This is a genomic window from Aeropyrum camini SY1 = JCM 12091, assembly GCF_000591035.1.
Taxonomy (GTDB): domain Archaea; phylum Thermoproteota; class Thermoprotei_A; order Sulfolobales; family Acidilobaceae; genus Aeropyrum; species Aeropyrum camini.
On record NC_022521.1, the window covers coordinates 1,507,584 to 1,522,419 of the forward strand.

Consider the following 14,836-nt stretch of genomic DNA (forward strand, 5'->3'; position numbering starts at 1 on the left):
TCTCCACCAACCTAATAGCTTGTCAACCGCGTAAACTCGACCCTCACTTTTTGAAGGCAGACCCTCTAACAATTAGGTGTGGTGGCTGTCTTTTGTCGTTTGAAGAAATCTCATACCTGGGGCTAGGGAAAACTGTTACCGCTGAGGAAGCGCTAGCCAACATCAAGGATGGATCCGTCGTTGCCATAAGCGGTTTTAACATGGCTATGACGCCGGAGTACCTCGTCGAGGAGCTTTATAGGCTATACCTGAAAACCGGACACCCAAGGGACCTGTTCATAATTAGCGACACCTTCCCAGGAGTTCCTGGTAGGGGTATAGACAGGATTGCCGAGGACATGTACAGGAGGGGGGAGGAAGGGTTCATCTCGGGGATGCTACTACCCTTCTACGGCTGGAGCAGGACTTTGCAGAAGATGATTATAGAGGAGTGGTTCGAAGCCTACACCTGGAGCATTGGTATAATGGCGTACTGGTTCAGGGAGGTTGGAAGCGGCCGGCCTGGCGTGCTCAGCAGGGTAGGCGTTAACACGTTCCTCGACCCTCGCCTAGGTGGATGCGCGCTCAACGAGAAGGCTAGGAAGGCAGGCAGGGTTAGGGGCAGGATTCTCGAGATAGATGGGAGAGAATATATACTTTACCAGGCTCCCAAGCCGGAGGTCGGCCTCCTACGCGGGTCAACAGCAGATGAGAAGGGCAACGTGAGCATTGAGGACGAGGGGATACAGGGGACCATACTCAACATTGCACAGGCGGTTAAAGCGAGGCCGAGAAGGGGTTTCAACATAGTCCAGGTCCTAAGGGTTGCGAGGTTCGGCAACATACGTGCCAAGAACGTTGCGGTCCCAGGTCCTCTAATAGACTATGTAGTAGTAGCTCCGAGGGAGAAACACTGGCAGGGAGCTTCCATGGATATGGATAGGAGGGTGAGCGGAGAGATAATAACACCCTTATCCCCAGCCTTCGCCGAGCCCCTGCCGCTCGACCACAGGAAGATCATAGCTAGGAGGGTGCTTCTTGAGATGGCCAAGCTTGTGGCGAAGGAGGGCAGACCTATAATAGTCAATCTTGGGGTTGGCATACCCAGCCTTGTAGCCCACGTGGCAGTTGAGGAGGATGTAGCCGAGTACATGGAGATAACCATAGAATCGGGCCCGTGGGGCGGGATACCGTTTACAGGCCCCGACTTTGGACTGGCTATAAGCCCTTACGCTATGCTCAGCATACCTGACCAATTCACAATATACGAGGGAGGCATACTCGACGCCGCCAGCCTTGGATTCCTCCAGGTGGACAGGGAGGGAAACGTGAACTCGAGTATACTGCCTGACAGGCTGCCCGGCCCGGGCGGCTTCTCCGTGATAGCAGCTGGAAGCCCTAACCTGTACTTCGCCGGAGGATTCACCGCTGGTAAGCGAGACATTGTTGCCGAGGAGGGCAGGCTTGTAATCAGGCGGGAGGGGGATATAAGGAAGTTTGTGAGGAGCGTGTACAAGATCCTGTACAACCCCCGCTCAGCCATGGAGTACAACGACCAGGAGGTGCTCTACATAACCGAGAGAGCCGTGTTCAGGCTCGAAAGCGGCGGGCTAAGACTAGTGGAGGTGGCGCCGGGCGTGGACCTAGAGAAGGACGTGCTGAGGCACATGGAGTTCACCCCCCTGATAACAGGGAGAGTCGAAGAGATGGACAAGAGGATATTCAGGGAGAGGAAGATGGAGGTTAAGAAAGAGCTTGAGAAGGCATTGAGGGTATAGCCGCTTCCTCTAACCGTACCACTCCGTGTCTTCCTGTCTCATCGTGGTGCGGTTCCCTCCTCGCCCACACCACCTCTTTTCACTGGGGTGCGGGGTCATAGGGGGCGGTGGAGCCCAGCGGCAAGAGGCTCCCATACACCCCTTGATCTAATGTTTCTGCCCCCCGGGTGCCATTAACTAATAAACCCTGAAGGACCGAGCCTAGAGACTGTGGTGAGTAGGGTATGGCAAAGAGGAAGGCCCAAACGGCGAAAGAGGGCGAGAAGCAGCAGGGGTTTAAGGAGATCATACCAGAGGTTACGGAAAAGCTTGTGGCACAGGCGAGGAGGGAGGTTGAGAGGGAGAAGTGGGTTACACCTCACAAGCTAGCCCAGAAAATGGGGATAAAGGTTAGCATAGCCCGCCGGGTGCTGCGCATTCTCGAAGAAGAAGGGGTGCTAGTCCTCTTCACTAGGAACCGGAGGAGTCCCCTCTACCTACCGAAGAAGAGAGTGCCCACAGCTCCGCCGCGGGGCCTCTAGCCCCCCCGGGAAGCTGGGATAGAAGGGTGTAGAGACCCCCTATGGGGGGTTAGCGCGTTTTGAAGGGGGGTAGTTTAGTCCTAGTCGCTGGTCTAGGGGAGGATAGTGGTAAAACAAGTCTTGCAGCAGGATTGTTGGCTTCGTTCAGATCTCTCGGTCTCGAAGCGAAAGGCTTCAAGCCTGCTGGGGCTACTAACATGTGGCTGCATCCTGAGGTCCTGGAGGAGACGGAGAAGAGGGGCTTCCTGGTAACGTGGGACACCCTAAAGCTCTACAGAGCGTCTGGCGAGGACCTCGATTTGAGGGTTATGAACCCTGTTGCTGGCTTTTCACTCCCGCCATACAAAACCGTGGGCAGTCCGAGCGGCTTCCTACTCTTGCTGGCTGGCAATCTCGCTGTAGTTAGGGTGAGCGAGTGTCTAGCGAGGGGATTGTCCACTATACATTTAATGGCCGACGGCGTGCTACAAGAGGTGCCGAGGGGTGTTAGGAAGGCTCTTGAGGATGCTATCTCCCACATTAAACCTCCTCCCTTCAAGGTGAAGCCCGGTTTTATAGCTGAGGTTCTTGGGGAGCCTGCGTCGAAGGCTGCTGACACCTGCCTGGATAGCCTTTTAAATAGGGGCGGCCTCATTGTTGCAGAGTCAAACAGTGATATAGCCGCCCCTACCAGGGGTGTCCTGGAGAGGTCTAGTGTAGTGCTTGTGTCTGGGTGGGGTAGGGTCTATCTCTTCTCGGGGAGTGTCTGGAGGAGGGCTGTTGAAGCCTCCATGATGGGAGGCGTCCCGTGGGGTGTGAGGACGGGGGATATACTGTCGCTGGCCAGGCCCGAGAGGGTGTTCGACATAAAGCTAACCACCCACGGCGCGCTGGACCCGGAGGATGGTGGGGTGCTGGCCGAGGCCGTGCTGTCTATGCTAGAGGAACGCGTCTAACCGCATCCTACCCAACTTAACGTCCACTATTCTCCTGACTAGCGGGAGGCTAACGTTATAGACGGGGACCCCGTGTACAATGGCGTAGGGCCTGCCGTTGTGGGCGTGTGCATGAACAGCCGCGTCTGGCCTTGCCCTGGAGAGCATCCTCTCCATACTACTGCTATACAAGTAAGGATGTATCTTCGGGTCTTCACCCTCCACAGTGGCCCGGGCCACTCCATAGTGGGTTAGAAGGATGACATAGTCAGCCTCGCGCCGCGCCTCCCTCACGAGCCCCTCGAGAACCCTGGGCCTCCTCCTAAACACGTCGGCCAGCCAAGGCATATTCCTCCTCTGCCACGCAGTCAGCCTGTCTAGAGACCCTGTGGAGCCTACAACAGCGACGCTGCTCCCGCCACAATCACCTGTGTAGACGGAGTCATCCAGCCAAACCACCTCACGGTAAAGCCTGGCCATCTCCTCCCTTTCCCAGTCTTCATTGCCGAACACGCCTACGAACACCGAGCTGTCGAACCTTTCCCTTAACAGTCTAAACGCGGGGGAGAACGCGTGGGCACGTCCCCTCTCGACTAGATCTCCAGCGAGCAAAACCATACACGGCTCTCCGCCACTCCACGATTTCAGGGCGTGGCTGAGCAGGTTAAGGTAGCGCGGGGAGTGGATATCGCCAGTAGCGGCAACCAGCCTCAACAACACAACACCCTGGACGCGGGTCAGCGCTTTGGCCCCACATCACAACCCCCCAGGCCGGGACGTGAGGGGCTCAGCGACGCCACCCCTCGAAGAGTCAAGAGGGGGGTTCGCACTTCATCCCCCAGCCGTAGTATAGCTTGGGTGCTGGAGGAGAGATAACCTGTATCATACTTTGAGTGCCGATCACCTACCGGTGTATATGATTAGCCTCTCCTCCTCACCGCTACTCTTAACTCTCACGTAGCCGTGGGTCTCTAGCTCCATGAGAATGTTCACTATCTCCCTCCTACTCGCTTTAAGCCCTTCGTTTTCAAGGTAGAGTATGAGGTCGCTCTCCGTTATCGGCGTCTGCCCGTTCTTAGTCCTCTTGACTATGGTCTCGTAAACCAGGTTTCTTAGAGTGGAGGGAACCCAGGTCTCGCTCCTCGAACTCACAGCTATCCCACCCCATTCCGTGTAGCGGGGGCGTGTTCAAAGTGTTATGGTGGGGGCTTCTCTCTTGGCTTCCTCCTGCCTCTGCTTGACCGTCTCGAGCCACCTCTTATAATATTCTACCATCTGCGGTGTCACGCTAGGCTTCACCTTCTTCAGCGCCGTCTCGAAGTGTCTCATGGACACTTCGACCGCGTTTATATCCTCCCTCAACGCTGCGAGGCTAGCCTCCCTGACCAGGGCCTCTATATCGGCGCCTGTGTAGCCCTCCGTTCTTCTGGCTATCTCCGCTAGATCCACGTCTTCGGCCAGTGGAACCTTCCTTGTGTGTATCCTGAGGATCTCGAGCCTCGAGCTGAAGTCGGGCGGCGGGACGTATATCATCTTCTCGAGCCTCCCAGGCCTCATGAGGGCCGGGTCAACCATGTCCGGTCTGTTTGTGGCGGCAACTACAACGACGTCGTGAAGGTCTGAGACCCCGTCTATCTCGGTCAGCAGCTGGCTGACAATCCTCTCCGTCACCCTGGTACCCACGTCGGTACCTCTCACCGGGGCTATGGCGTCTATCTCGTCGAAGAATACTACGGCGGGGGCGTGCTGCCTCGCCTTAGCGAATATCTCTCTTATGGCTCTTTCGCTCTCTCCTACCCACTTGCTCAGTATCTCCGGCCCCCTGACGGCTATGAAGTTCGCCCCGCTCTCAGTGGCAACAGCCTTAGCAAGCAAAGTCTTACCAGTACCCGGAGGGCCAAACAACAACACACCCCTAGGAGGCCTAATACCCATCCTCGTGAAAGCTTCGGGGTGCTTGAGAGGCCATTCAACAACCTCCCTCAGCTCCTGCTTGACATCCTCAAGGCCACCTATATCGCTCCACCTAACCTCGGGAACCTCTATCTGGATCTCCCTGAGCCCGCTGGGGGTTATCTCCCTCAGTGCTTTGAGGAAGTCCTCCATAGTCACTACCATCTTCTCTAGGACCTCCACGGGTATGGACTCCTGCTCGAGGTCTATCTCGGGTAGATACCTTCTAAGGGCGTACATGGCCGCCTCTCTCGCCAGGGCGGCGAGGTCAGCCCCCGTGAAGCCCTTCGTCATCTCGGCGAGCTTCTCCAGATCCACGTCCTCCGCCAGGGGCATGTGCCGGGTGTGTATCTGCAGTATCTCAAGCCTCCCATGCTTGTCGGGCAGGGGGACCTCGATCTCCCTGTCGAACCTTCCGGGCCTCCTCAGCGCAGGGTCTATGGCGTTGGGCCTGTTGGTGGCTGCAATGACTATCACGTTCCCCCGAGCCTCAAGCCCGTCCATCAGGGCTAGGAGCTGGGCCACAACCCTTCTCTCGACCTCCCCGACGACCTCGTCCCTCTTGGGGGCGATGGCGTCTATCTCGTCTATGAATATAATGCTGGGCGCGTTCTTCTTGGCCTCCTCAAATATCTCCCTAAGCCTCTGCTCGCTCTCCCCATAATACTTGCTCATAATCTCCGGGCCGTTAATAGAGATGAAGTACGCGTCGGCCTCGTTTGCAACGGCCTTTGCGAGCAGAGTCTTACCAGTACCCGGAGGCCCGTAGAGGAGAATACCCTTCGGAGGCTCTATCCCCAGCCTCTTGAAGATCTCCGGGTGCCTCAGCGGGAGCTCTACCATTTCCCTAACCTTCTCGATTACCTCCTTAAGACCCCCTATATCCTCGTAGGTGACCTTAGGAACTCTGCTCTGTGCCACCGGCTTTTCGAGAACGTCTACTATAGTCTCCTCGGCAACAATCACCGCGCCCTTAGGCCTCGCATCGACCACCTGCAGCTGGACAGCCTGGCCTATGACGGGGACGACAACGATATCGCCCTCGGTTATGGGTACGCCCTGCAGCTTCTTCTTCACATACCTCTTGAAGCCCTCGTCAACAGTCATGGTATAGCTGACTGGGGCGAGCTTGACCTTGGTGGCGGTTCTGACACTCGTCTTCCTTACAATAACCTTCTCACCAATATTTACGTCAGCGTTCCTCCTCAGTATACCGTCCATCCTTATTATGTCGAGACCCATATCCTCAGGGTATGCTGGCATGACTACGGCAACAGTCTTCTTCTTACCCTCAATCTCGACAACATCGCCAGGCTCAACCCCCAGCTCCTTCATTATGTCGATATCGATTCTAACCCTCTTCCTGCCCGAATCCCTAGGCTTAGCCTCCGCAACCCTGAGTATAGCCTCCTTAACCGGCCTTCTAACGCCGAAACCGCTGCTGGACAAGGCCCTCTAATCCCCACTATAGAACTTGGAGAGGGGGGATTATTAATTAAGAGTTTGGGGGCCCCGGGGTGTTACCCCCCTTTTTCCAACACTGGGGGATGCTCGAGTTCTAATGAGGAGGGCGGACCCCCTATTCGTCACCATCCTTCTCCCTTTCCCTCTCCCCGTCTTCAGGTCTTTTCTTCTCCCGCCTCTTCGGCTTCGAAGGGGTGCCGCACTCTCTGGATACAGCGGGGCTCTCCCAGTCCCAGGTGCTCTCCCTGTGGTTCTCCTCGCTCAGTAAAGGAGCCATTTTACTGCATCCTCGAGACGCTTTCTACCTCTACCTCTTGAACACCCTCTATGTTCCTCAGGAATTGCTCGACCTCTTCGGTACCACCTTCTGTCTCCTCGTTCATGGCTATGACTAGCTTTAGTGCTTTAAGGCCGAATGCTATGGGTACTTCCCCCTCTGCCAGTACCTCGTAGCCCTGGGGGAGCTTGGATTTAATCCTCTCGGCCAGCGTCTTAGGCTCGATGCTGACATCATCTGGATATACCTTCACTACAACCGCAACCCTGGCCATAGCGTTTCACCCCTTTGTTACGGCCCTGTGAAGCCGCAGTTCGGGCAGGTGTAGGTTGCGCCCTGCTTCCTGCACCTGCTGCAGCGCCAAATCTCTACCTCCCCACAGTTCGGGCAGGGGAACCGAGTAGCTGTAGAGCCTGGCTCTACTATTCTGCCGCAGCTCGTACATCGCGGGGGGTGGACGGAGTCGTAGACGTCTATCTTCCTAGGCTGTACTGCCATTATCCTGGGCACCCCTGTCTAGGTTAGCCTGTAGGGCTATTAAGCCTCGCCTAAGGGGGCGCAGCTCCTAAACTCAAGCCTAATGGCCTTCCTGAGGTCATCGTCAACCGGGAGATGGTCGAATATGCTGCCCGAGGACCTCGCGAGCTCGAGCTGGTCGACGATCCACTTGTACCGGCCTCCCGCGAGGCCGCTGGCTATCAATGCTGCGCCAGTAGCCCCCTCTTTAGTCTTGGAGCCTAGCCTTTCAACCCTGAGTATACGGGGGGTTAGGCCTAGGGAGCTTATGAAGTCCTCGAGCCTACCCTCAAGCTCCCTCCCCAGCCGCCCGTGGGAGAATAGCCTACCAGACACGTAAACCCTGACAACCCCTCCCTCCGGCCTGAGGGATGGCAGCAGTGCCGCCACACTCTTAACCACGCCCTCTCCCAGCATCTCCAGAGCAGCCTCGGCGCTAGGCGCGGCGGCCCCGTGAGCCTTTTCCTCGAGCTCGGCAGGCGATGAAACACCCGCCAGCCATCCGGCGCCTCCCTTGAAAAGCATGGCCTTGCTGAACCTTGGAGCCACAGCTGCGAGGGCATAAGCAACCTCCCCGTCCATAGCTCCTCCCCCCATGAAACCGTGGAACCCGCTGGTACCTCCAACACCGTCCACAACCTTCCCGTCAACAACGGCTATAGCGGCCGTGTACGCCATGCCTGCCTCGACCGCGATAAACCTCGCAGCCTTCGGAGCCACACCATGGGACTCCACCTCTGTCTTCAAGGCCGCCGCGACAGTGTAGAGCTTATCCGCCGTCCCCATGTCAATCCTCCCAACCTTCCTCCAAGATGGAACCGTTGGGAGGTGTATCACGCCGGGGGTGAACCACGCTGGAAGGCTTGAAGCGGAGAAGAGGGCCATGAGCCTCCTAAGCCCCACTATCCTGAGGCCCAGGACCTCGTCGCTGGAGTGGATAAACGTGGCCTCGCAAATATCCCAGGCGGTAGCCTCGGCAGCCCTCTTAAGGGGCATGCCATAGCCGCTCGGCGCCACAACAGCGTCTAGACCGCCAATCCTCCTGGAGGCCTCCTCAACAATCCTTAGGGGGAGTGAGGGGTCCCTGGTCACCTCATCCCTGGGGATAGACTCCTCCAGGAAAACTCTTCCTGACTCGTCGTCGAAACCGAGAACATCCATTGAACCGGTTCCAGGATCTATCCCCACAACCCTAGCCAATCGGGCTCCCCTCCGTTAGGCTGCTAGGGCCGTCCAATAATTTAGTTCTCTATAGGATACTTTACCACGGGGTCTTGGGGTGATCATCTGTTGGCTTTGATAGTGTTCTACAGACACGGTAAGGCAGAGCCCCGGAGGGAGGGAGTGAGCGACAGGGAGAGGAGGCTCACCCGGGAGGGTGTTATGCAGGTGGAGTGCGGAGGCCGGCTCCTCCTGGGCGCCGGCTTCAAGAAGATTTTATCGTCCCCCTACCGAAGGGCTGTAGAGACGGCCGAGATCCTGGCCAGAACGCTGAAACTGAGCTATGCTATAGCCGATTGGCTAGCCCCCGACTCTGGTGTTGGGCTAGAAGATCTTGAGAAGTTCGGTGTCGATGACGGTGTCATACTTGTCGGGCACAACCCCTGGATGGAGGAAACCATAATTGAGCTTGTTGGCGGGGCTCTCGAGCTAAAGGCTGGGGGCTTCGCCGTAGTTAGCGTTATAGCCTTCAGGCCCGGCGGAGGTAACCTGCTCTCACTCGTGAACCCCGGAGTAGTGAATGTTTGCAAGGGGGGAGGAAGAGCTTGACCCGTAGGAGGCTGCCGGGCCTGGGAATAGTGCTGCTGGGCTTCTCCCTGGGTGCTGTAGCATTCCTAGCTGGTGTCTGGGTAGGCTATGTGAAACCCGACTATACCCTCCTGGATCCGCTATCAGAAAAGGCTGGATTGATCCTTAAGCTACCTCCTGCGCTTCGGCCCCTCGGGATATTTATAAACAACCTCCTGGCAGCCACCCTCACATACGTGTTAACAATACTACTTATACTACCTGGTCTATCGGTGGTCGGCCTCAACGGCTACATTGTGGGGACCGCTCTCAAATACGCGGTGGACGTGAAGGATTTGAACTTAACTGTGGCTCTCCTGCTAATCATACCCCATGGAGTCCTCGAGATACCTGCATTTTTGGCGAGTGTCGGTTTTGGCATGAGGTGCCTAATCTACTGCAGGGGCCTCCGCCAAACTGTGGAGAATACTCTGGCCATGTACGCTGTAACCGTTCCGATGCTTCTCGCTGCAGCCGTCATTGAGATTTTCATAACGCCCGCCATAGCGGGGGTTGGCGGGCTTGGGGGCTGACGGGTGCGAGGTAGTTGCAGAGGGTTGCCCCGCTGTTTTGATAGCTGAGTCTATGAAGGGCGAGCGGAGGAGCTACTATATAAGGATATCCGCCGAGTCCACATACTCGACAATAGCGGGCGTCATAGCAGCCCGGAAAATATTGGGGAAGCCATGGGGAGTCCTCCTACGGAGCCGGCTTGGAGCCGTTGCAGTTGTGAAACCTAGTATAGCCGAGCTTATGGAGGGGTTCTACGAAAGGAGGACACAGGTTATCTACCCAAAGGACTCAGGGTTGATAGCGATCCTAGCCGGCGCCAGGCCGGAAGCGAGGCTACTTGAGGCGGGGGTGGGGAGCGGTTTTCTAACAACAGTCCTTGCTATGGGGCTCTGCCCCACAGGCAGGCTGATAGGCCTGGACGTTAAACGTGAGAACCTGGAGGCTGCGCGGAGAAACCTGGAATCCGCTGGCCTCCTGGACTGTGTTGACCTGAAGCTGGGAGACGTTAGAGACCCCGCTGCCGTGGAGGGCGTAGGACCTCTGGACGGCGTTGTGCTAGACATGCCAGACCCTTGGAGCGCCCTGGAGAGCCTCGGGCCCGAGGTTAAGCCTAGTGCTGTGGCGGTGGCTTTCGTACCTACGTCGACCCAGCTGGAGAAACTTCTGGATCACCTACCCGGCGGATGGATGCTACAGGGGGGTGTTGAGACCATGGCAAGGACTATAAACTTGTCTCCAGGGGCGGTTAGACCGGGAGAGTGGCTGGCCAGCTTCACGGGATATATAGTCGTGTTACGTAGAGTCGTCCAGGGCTAGCTGAAATTTAACAATAGAAGCCCTTTAGGCTTTCGCTATACATAATATTGCTGCGGGGGACAACTAAGTCATATGGGGTGAATATTCATGGTAGTCTTCATAAGGAAGAAGAGGAGAATCCCCGTCAGGGCAAGCGACATTATGATTACAGAGGTTGTAACCGTCAGGCCCGAGGAGCCGGTGACCCGTGCCGCCAAGCTTATGGTGGATAACTTGATAGGAAGTGTGCTTGTTGTAGATGAAGAGGGTAGACTGCGCGGTATAGTGACCGAGAGGGATATAGTTTATGTGGTGAGCGAGGCCTGGGACCCCACTAAGCATAAGGTCTGGGAGATAATGACGGAAAACCCAATAGTCGTTAGACCCGACGACGACTTGCTAACAGTTGTTAGAAAGATGAGCGAGACCAACGTCAGACACCTCCCAGTAGTCGACGAGAAGGGTGTCCCAGTGGGTATAATAAGCTTCAGGGACGTCCTAGACTTCCTCATGTCAGTTTTCGGCCTAGCACTCGGGTTAACATTAGAAAAATAGAGTGGCGCCCTTAGGCTCGCGGGACCTCCGAGCCAGGTTATGTTGGAAACTGTTTTTACGTAAAACACCGTTCAATTTTAACAGGGGTTAAAGCCTGCTGCTTCAAATACATGTAAACGGTGTTAAACTTGAGCGAGGCTCTGGCGACCGGCTTGGTAGCGTTCAGAGAAGCTTTCGAGGCTATACTGCTAAGCACAATAATAATTATGCTGCTAAAGAAGATGGGAGAGCACGCGAAGGTCAAGATAGTTCACGCGTCCGCCCTCTTGAGTGTGGCTCTGGGCGTCATCCTAGGGGCCGGCATATATACTGTTTTCAAGGGGTTCCCAGAGAAGGAGCTCGTGGAGGCTGGTATGTCGTACCTCGCTGCACTGGTAATAGGGACTGTAATAGTCTGGGGGGTCAGGCATGGTCCAAAGATTAAGGGAGAGATAGAGGCGAAGCTAGCCTCGGGTCTCTCGGCCAGCGCTGTAGCCATCATCACTTTCATATTCGTCTTCCGCGAGGTCCTAGAGATCGTCCTGATAACAGCGCCCTTTCTTGTGGCAAACCCAATGTCTACTACCGTAGGTGTCGGAGCCGGCACCCTTGGCGCACTCGCCCTAGGAGTAGCCGTGTACTGGCTGGGCATGAGGATAAACCTTAGAACATTCTTCATGGGGACCTCGATACTGCTGGCCTTCGTAGCGTCCGGGCTAGTGGGATACGGCACCCACGAGCTGCTTGAGTGGTTCGAGGAGGAGGGTATAGAACTGGGCATACTAGGTGCAAAGGTGCAGCTGCTGAATGTGGGCGAGGAGAGTCTTTTGCACCCCAAGAACGTTATAGGGGGCCTGCTGTCTGTAATGGTTGGATACTACCACTACATGGAAATCGCCAGGATAGTACTTCAAGGGGCTACACTCCTACTGCTGCTAGCCTACGTAATAGCAGCATACAGGCCCACTTTCAAATCATCCTAGCCACACTCCTAGCTGGCTATTAGAGATCTCTTCCCCTTATCTCCTCTCGAGCGTGTAAGGAAGTAAGGGCAACACCAAGCCGGGATATAAGGCTGGAAGGCCCATACTTTTGGCTCACCGCCCTCCTCTGACCCGGTAGGAGGGCTACCCGTTTAGGGCTTTAGAGATCGCCTCAATAACGTCCTCCCCGTTAGAACCGTAGAGCCTGTTTAAGCTCTTCCTTAGCCTTGCTAGTAGAGCGAGGGATGCTATGAACTGCATGGCAAAACCTGTAAAGCCGAGCAGGCCTACTGCTGTATTGACCATGTGGGCTACCGGGGCGGCTAACAGTATGTAGAAGGGTATCTTAGTGTTGACCCGTGCAAGGCGTAGAGAGTCGCTGAGGTTAAATGCGTATAGTGACAAGCCAATCATGAATACAATGTTGCCAGCGAGGTAGACCATTGTGCCTGGGGCCGTGTATATTGTTAGAAGGCCGATGAAAACCATTAATGAGGATACCAGCATCAGGTAGCCTGAGAGGCCTGGGAGCATAGGGTTCGTCTTAGCCACTACAGCCAGGTAGAAAGCAGACCTAAGGTAGGTGACCATTCTGTATATAAAATAGATCCACAGTCCTAGGGCAAGTAGTATAAACTGGAGGAACATTAGGGTGATGAACGTCTCCGCAAAACCCAGGGATACTATCTTGGGGATAAGCCAAGTTAGGCTAGCGGGCACTAATGCTAGATAGTTTGGCGCCATATCAGAGTCGAAGCCCCATATAGTTATAGAGCCCACTAATATCGAAAATAGAGAGAAGGACCACACGAGCCCCGCAAGCGAGCTGTAGAGGAAATGCTTTAAACTAGCTACAGTCAGCCCCACATATATCTTTCTGTAGAACTCGGCATCGACGGATTCAGCCTCAACTTCGGATTCAAGAGTTTCAGAGGTCTCCAGGCAATCTATGGAGCCGCAGCTCCTCGTCTCCACACTGCTCAGCAGGACCCACCCCTCTATGTATAAATTAGACTTTCGGACGATTGAGAGATTTCATAGGGGTAAACAGCATTTCCCCACGCTTCCTTATAAACCCTTCAAAAGCTTGCTAAGGGGTTAAGCCGCGGGCTTATATTGTTTAGGTTTACTCGGGCGTAGCTAGCTGCAGAGCCAGCCACTCTCACCCGTTGGTTCTCCTAGACCTTCCACAGTCTTTACCAGACTGTTCTTGGAATACCGCGAGAGAGGCAAGGGGACGCCCTCGACGCTCCTCCCCGAATGAACCCCAGTGACCATCACCCTGTCCAGTAGGGTTCCGCGCGGTAGTCTACATTTGATAGCGGTTATGAGGGGGTAGCTCCCGGGCTGTCTTGCGTAGCAGATGCCGTCGGAGCACTCCTCAACCCAAAGGCTTCGCAGCACTGTTCCCCTGGGGGCTATAATGGAGAGCATTTGAGGGTCGAACACGCTCCTCACCCACTTTATAAAGCTGGAGGCGAGCCTCTCCCTCCTACCCCAGATGCCTGCGTCCATTCTAGAGGCCCTTGCTACTGGAAGTATCAGGATCCGTCTGACATTTACTCTCCTTACGAGTAGCCTCTCTTTGAGAAGAGTCTCTAGGAACTCCCTATTGAGCCTGTAGGATTCGCCCCTCTCGCCGGGGAGGCCCAGTATAAAGTTTATGCCGGGTAGGAGATGGGGCATGCCGTTCCATCCGCGTTGTGAGCCTACCTTATTTACGATTCTAATAGCCTCGAGAACGTCCTCGGGATGGGTGTTAAGGTTGTTTATCTTGGCTACCCTGGGGTCAGCGGTTTCCAAGCCCATAGCAGCTACGTCCCCTGGTGTGTGCAGCTCTACAATAGTCTTTAGCGCCTTCTCCGAGGCCATGGGATACCTTATTATGGTGCCGGGGTTGACGTTGTCGATGTGTAGAACCCGTAGCCCCGGCGCGGCGCTCCTGATTCCGGTGAACAGACGCTCAAGGGCTCTAGGGTTTGGAGGGGGCCACTCCTCGCTGTCCAGCCCTGGGGAGCCGTATACCAGTATGTCCGCCTGTCTCCCGAGTCTGAAGTGGAGCACGCCTGCTCTATACAGGGCCTCCGCTTCTCTTGCTATAGCTTCGGGGCTCCTCTGTATAGGCCTACCTCTAAGGGGCTCGACGCAGAAGCTGCAGCCTCCTGAGATCCAGCGTGCGCAGCCCCTGTAGGTCTCTATCTCCGCAATAAGGTTACGGCCGTAGCTGGGGTGTTGCTTAACGATTCTAGCGCCTATAGGTGCTATCCTGTCGACTATACTGTAGTCCTCTCTAACCCTCCCTGGATCAGCCCTCTCCACGCCGTGTAGAGCCAGGTCTAGGAAGTACTCGTCAACATCACCAGTGACAAGGATGTCGAAACCCTCCCTCCTGAACTTCCAGGGAGGATACGCTATGGTTCCCCCTTTAACGCCGAGACCCCACTTGGCCGCCGGGCCGGCCAGTATCTTGAGAGGCCCCTCTATCAATTTAGCCCAGGTAATAAGCTCCTCCGGCTCAGCAGGCTTTGCACCAATATACCTCCCGGGCACTACAACTCCAGCTATAAAAACGACAACGTCATACCCTGTAGCCCTCTGGAGCCAGGTCCTGCTCCTCCTGAATCTATCCACATCCACGTAGTCTACTCGGATACTCTTGTCCACGCTCCACAGCGCCCCAGCTATGTATCGTGGGTATACGTCGATGTATGGTGGAACGCCAAGCCCTCCAGGCTCGTCATTGTAGCCGTCGACTATGAGAACCCTCTCCAATGCCATTCTCCGGCATCCCCATAAAGTAGCGTGCCGTCCATGGAAAATC

Annotated in this window: 17 protein-coding genes; 8 read left to right on the forward strand and 9 right to left on the reverse strand. The window is 55.7% G+C overall.

What is annotated here, in order from left to right; genetic code table 11:
* Positions 1-92: 92 nt before the first annotated feature.
* The 3 genes from ACAM_RS07875 (at position 93) to ACAM_RS07885 (ending at position 3,213) form a co-directional block, all read left to right on the forward strand.
* Positions 93-1,757, forward strand: a complete 1,665-nt coding sequence (locus ACAM_RS07875) for an acyl CoA:acetate/3-ketoacid CoA transferase (protein ID WP_022542288.1) — start codon at positions 93-95, stop codon at positions 1,755-1,757.
* A 224-nt stretch (positions 1,758-1,981) separates the two neighbouring features.
* A complete protein-coding gene (locus ACAM_RS07880; RefSeq protein ID WP_022542289.1) occupies positions 1,982-2,278 on the forward strand; it encodes a 30S ribosomal protein S25e in 297 nt (98 codons plus the stop codon).
* Between the two features lie 59 nt (positions 2,279-2,337).
* Entirely contained in the window at positions 2,338-3,213 is an 876-nt protein-coding gene (locus tag ACAM_RS07885) for a P-loop ATPase/GTPase (protein WP_022542290.1), read from the forward strand.
* Here ACAM_RS07885 and ACAM_RS07890 read toward each other — a convergent pair.
* The 7 genes from ACAM_RS07890 to ACAM_RS07915 form a co-directional block, all read right to left on the reverse strand.
* Positions 3,196-3,906: a metallophosphoesterase family protein gene (locus ACAM_RS07890; RefSeq protein WP_022542291.1), complete on the reverse strand. Its 711-nt coding sequence runs from the start codon at positions 3,904-3,906 to the stop codon at positions 3,196-3,198. The two genes, ACAM_RS07885 and ACAM_RS07890, sit on opposite strands and share 18 nt — an antisense overlap.
* Positions 3,907-4,092: 186 nt before the next feature.
* Positions 4,093-4,344, reverse strand: coding sequence for a hypothetical protein (locus tag ACAM_RS07895; RefSeq protein ID WP_022542292.1), 252 nt, complete (start codon positions 4,342-4,344; stop codon positions 4,093-4,095).
* 36 nt (positions 4,345-4,380) lie between these two features.
* Entirely contained in the window at positions 4,381-6,594 is a 2,214-nt protein-coding gene (locus tag ACAM_RS07900) for a CDC48 family AAA ATPase (protein ID WP_022542293.1), read from the reverse strand.
* 130 nt (positions 6,595-6,724) lie between these two features.
* Positions 6,725-6,886 (reverse strand): hypothetical protein, encoded by a 162-nt coding sequence (locus ACAM_RS08380; protein ID WP_022542294.1) that lies wholly within the window; start codon positions 6,884-6,886, stop codon positions 6,725-6,727.
* Position 6,887: 1 nt separating this feature from the next.
* On the reverse strand, positions 6,888-7,160 hold the full coding sequence (locus ACAM_RS07905; RefSeq protein ID WP_022542295.1) for an elongation factor 1-beta: 273 nt from the start codon (positions 7,158-7,160) through the stop codon (positions 6,888-6,890).
* Positions 7,161-7,177: 17 nt separating this feature from the next.
* Positions 7,178-7,384, reverse strand: coding sequence for a zinc finger domain-containing protein (locus ACAM_RS07910; protein WP_082398360.1), 207 nt, complete (start codon positions 7,382-7,384; stop codon positions 7,178-7,180).
* Between the two features lie 39 nt (positions 7,385-7,423).
* On the reverse strand, positions 7,424-8,602 hold the full coding sequence (locus tag ACAM_RS07915) for a DUF1464 family protein (RefSeq protein ID WP_022542297.1): 1,179 nt from the start codon (positions 8,600-8,602) through the stop codon (positions 7,424-7,426).
* A 90-nt stretch (positions 8,603-8,692) separates the two neighbouring features.
* Between ACAM_RS07915 and ACAM_RS07920 the strand changes: the two genes are divergently transcribed.
* The 5 genes from ACAM_RS07920 to ACAM_RS07940 all read left to right on the forward strand — a co-directional run bounded on the left by ACAM_RS07920 (position 8,693) and on the right by ACAM_RS07940 (position 12,015).
* Positions 8,693-9,172 carry a SixA phosphatase family protein gene (locus ACAM_RS07920; protein ID WP_022542298.1) on the forward strand — a complete coding sequence of 160 codons (480 nt, stop codon included), beginning with the start codon at positions 8,693-8,695 and terminating at the stop codon, positions 9,170-9,172.
* A complete protein-coding gene (locus ACAM_RS07925; protein WP_022542299.1) occupies positions 9,169-9,723 on the forward strand; it encodes a stage II sporulation protein M in 555 nt (184 codons plus the stop codon). Before ACAM_RS07920 ends, ACAM_RS07925 begins: the two co-directional genes overlap by 4 nt.
* Positions 9,713-10,519 carry a tRNA (adenine-N1)-methyltransferase gene (locus ACAM_RS07930; protein ID WP_148706489.1) on the forward strand — a complete coding sequence of 269 codons (807 nt, stop codon included), beginning with the start codon at positions 9,713-9,715 and terminating at the stop codon, positions 10,517-10,519. Before ACAM_RS07925 ends, ACAM_RS07930 begins: the two co-directional genes overlap by 11 nt.
* A gap of 87 nt (positions 10,520-10,606) precedes the next feature.
* On the forward strand, positions 10,607-11,053 hold the full coding sequence (locus ACAM_RS07935) for a CBS domain-containing protein (RefSeq protein ID WP_022542301.1): 447 nt from the start codon (positions 10,607-10,609) through the stop codon (positions 11,051-11,053).
* 128 nt (positions 11,054-11,181) lie between these two features.
* The gene (locus tag ACAM_RS07940) at positions 11,182-12,015 is read left to right on the forward strand and encodes an FTR1 family protein (protein ID WP_022542302.1); all 834 of its coding nucleotides are present in this window, start codon (positions 11,182-11,184) and stop codon (positions 12,013-12,015) included.
* Positions 12,016-12,159: 144 nt separating this feature from the next.
* Here the strand turns inward: ACAM_RS07940 and ACAM_RS07945 are convergent, their stop codons facing one another.
* Both ACAM_RS07945 and ACAM_RS07950 read right to left on the reverse strand, forming a co-directional pair.
* Positions 12,160-12,990, reverse strand: a complete 831-nt coding sequence (locus tag ACAM_RS07945; protein ID WP_022542303.1) for a hypothetical protein — start codon at positions 12,988-12,990, stop codon at positions 12,160-12,162.
* A gap of 165 nt (positions 12,991-13,155) precedes the next feature.
* Positions 13,156-14,793, reverse strand: coding sequence for a radical SAM protein (locus ACAM_RS07950; RefSeq protein WP_022542304.1), 1,638 nt, complete (start codon positions 14,791-14,793; stop codon positions 13,156-13,158).
* Positions 14,794-14,836 lie beyond the last annotated feature (43 nt).

Bases quoted from the DNA above. Each gene is read 5' to 3' on its own strand.
- ACAM_RS08380 (WP_022542294.1), bottom strand. From the start codon at position 6,886: ATGGCTCCTTTACTGAGCGAGGAGAACCACAGGGAGAGCACCTGGGAC.
- ACAM_RS07880 (WP_022542289.1), top strand. From the start codon at position 1,982: ATGGCAAAGAGGAAGGCCCAAACGGCGAAAGAGGGCGAGAAGCAGCAG.
- ACAM_RS07905 (WP_022542295.1), bottom strand. From the start codon at position 7,160: ATGGCCAGGGTTGCGGTTGTAGTGAAGGTATATCCAGATGATGTCAGC.
- ACAM_RS07950 (WP_022542304.1), bottom strand. From the start codon at position 14,793: ATGGCATTGGAGAGGGTTCTCATAGTCGACGGCTACAATGACGAGCCT.
- ACAM_RS07935 (WP_022542301.1), top strand. From the start codon at position 10,607: ATGGTAGTCTTCATAAGGAAGAAGAGGAGAATCCCCGTCAGGGCAAGC.
- ACAM_RS07910 (WP_082398360.1), bottom strand. From the start codon at position 7,384: ATGGCAGTACAGCCTAGGAAGATAGACGTCTACGACTCCGTCCACCCC.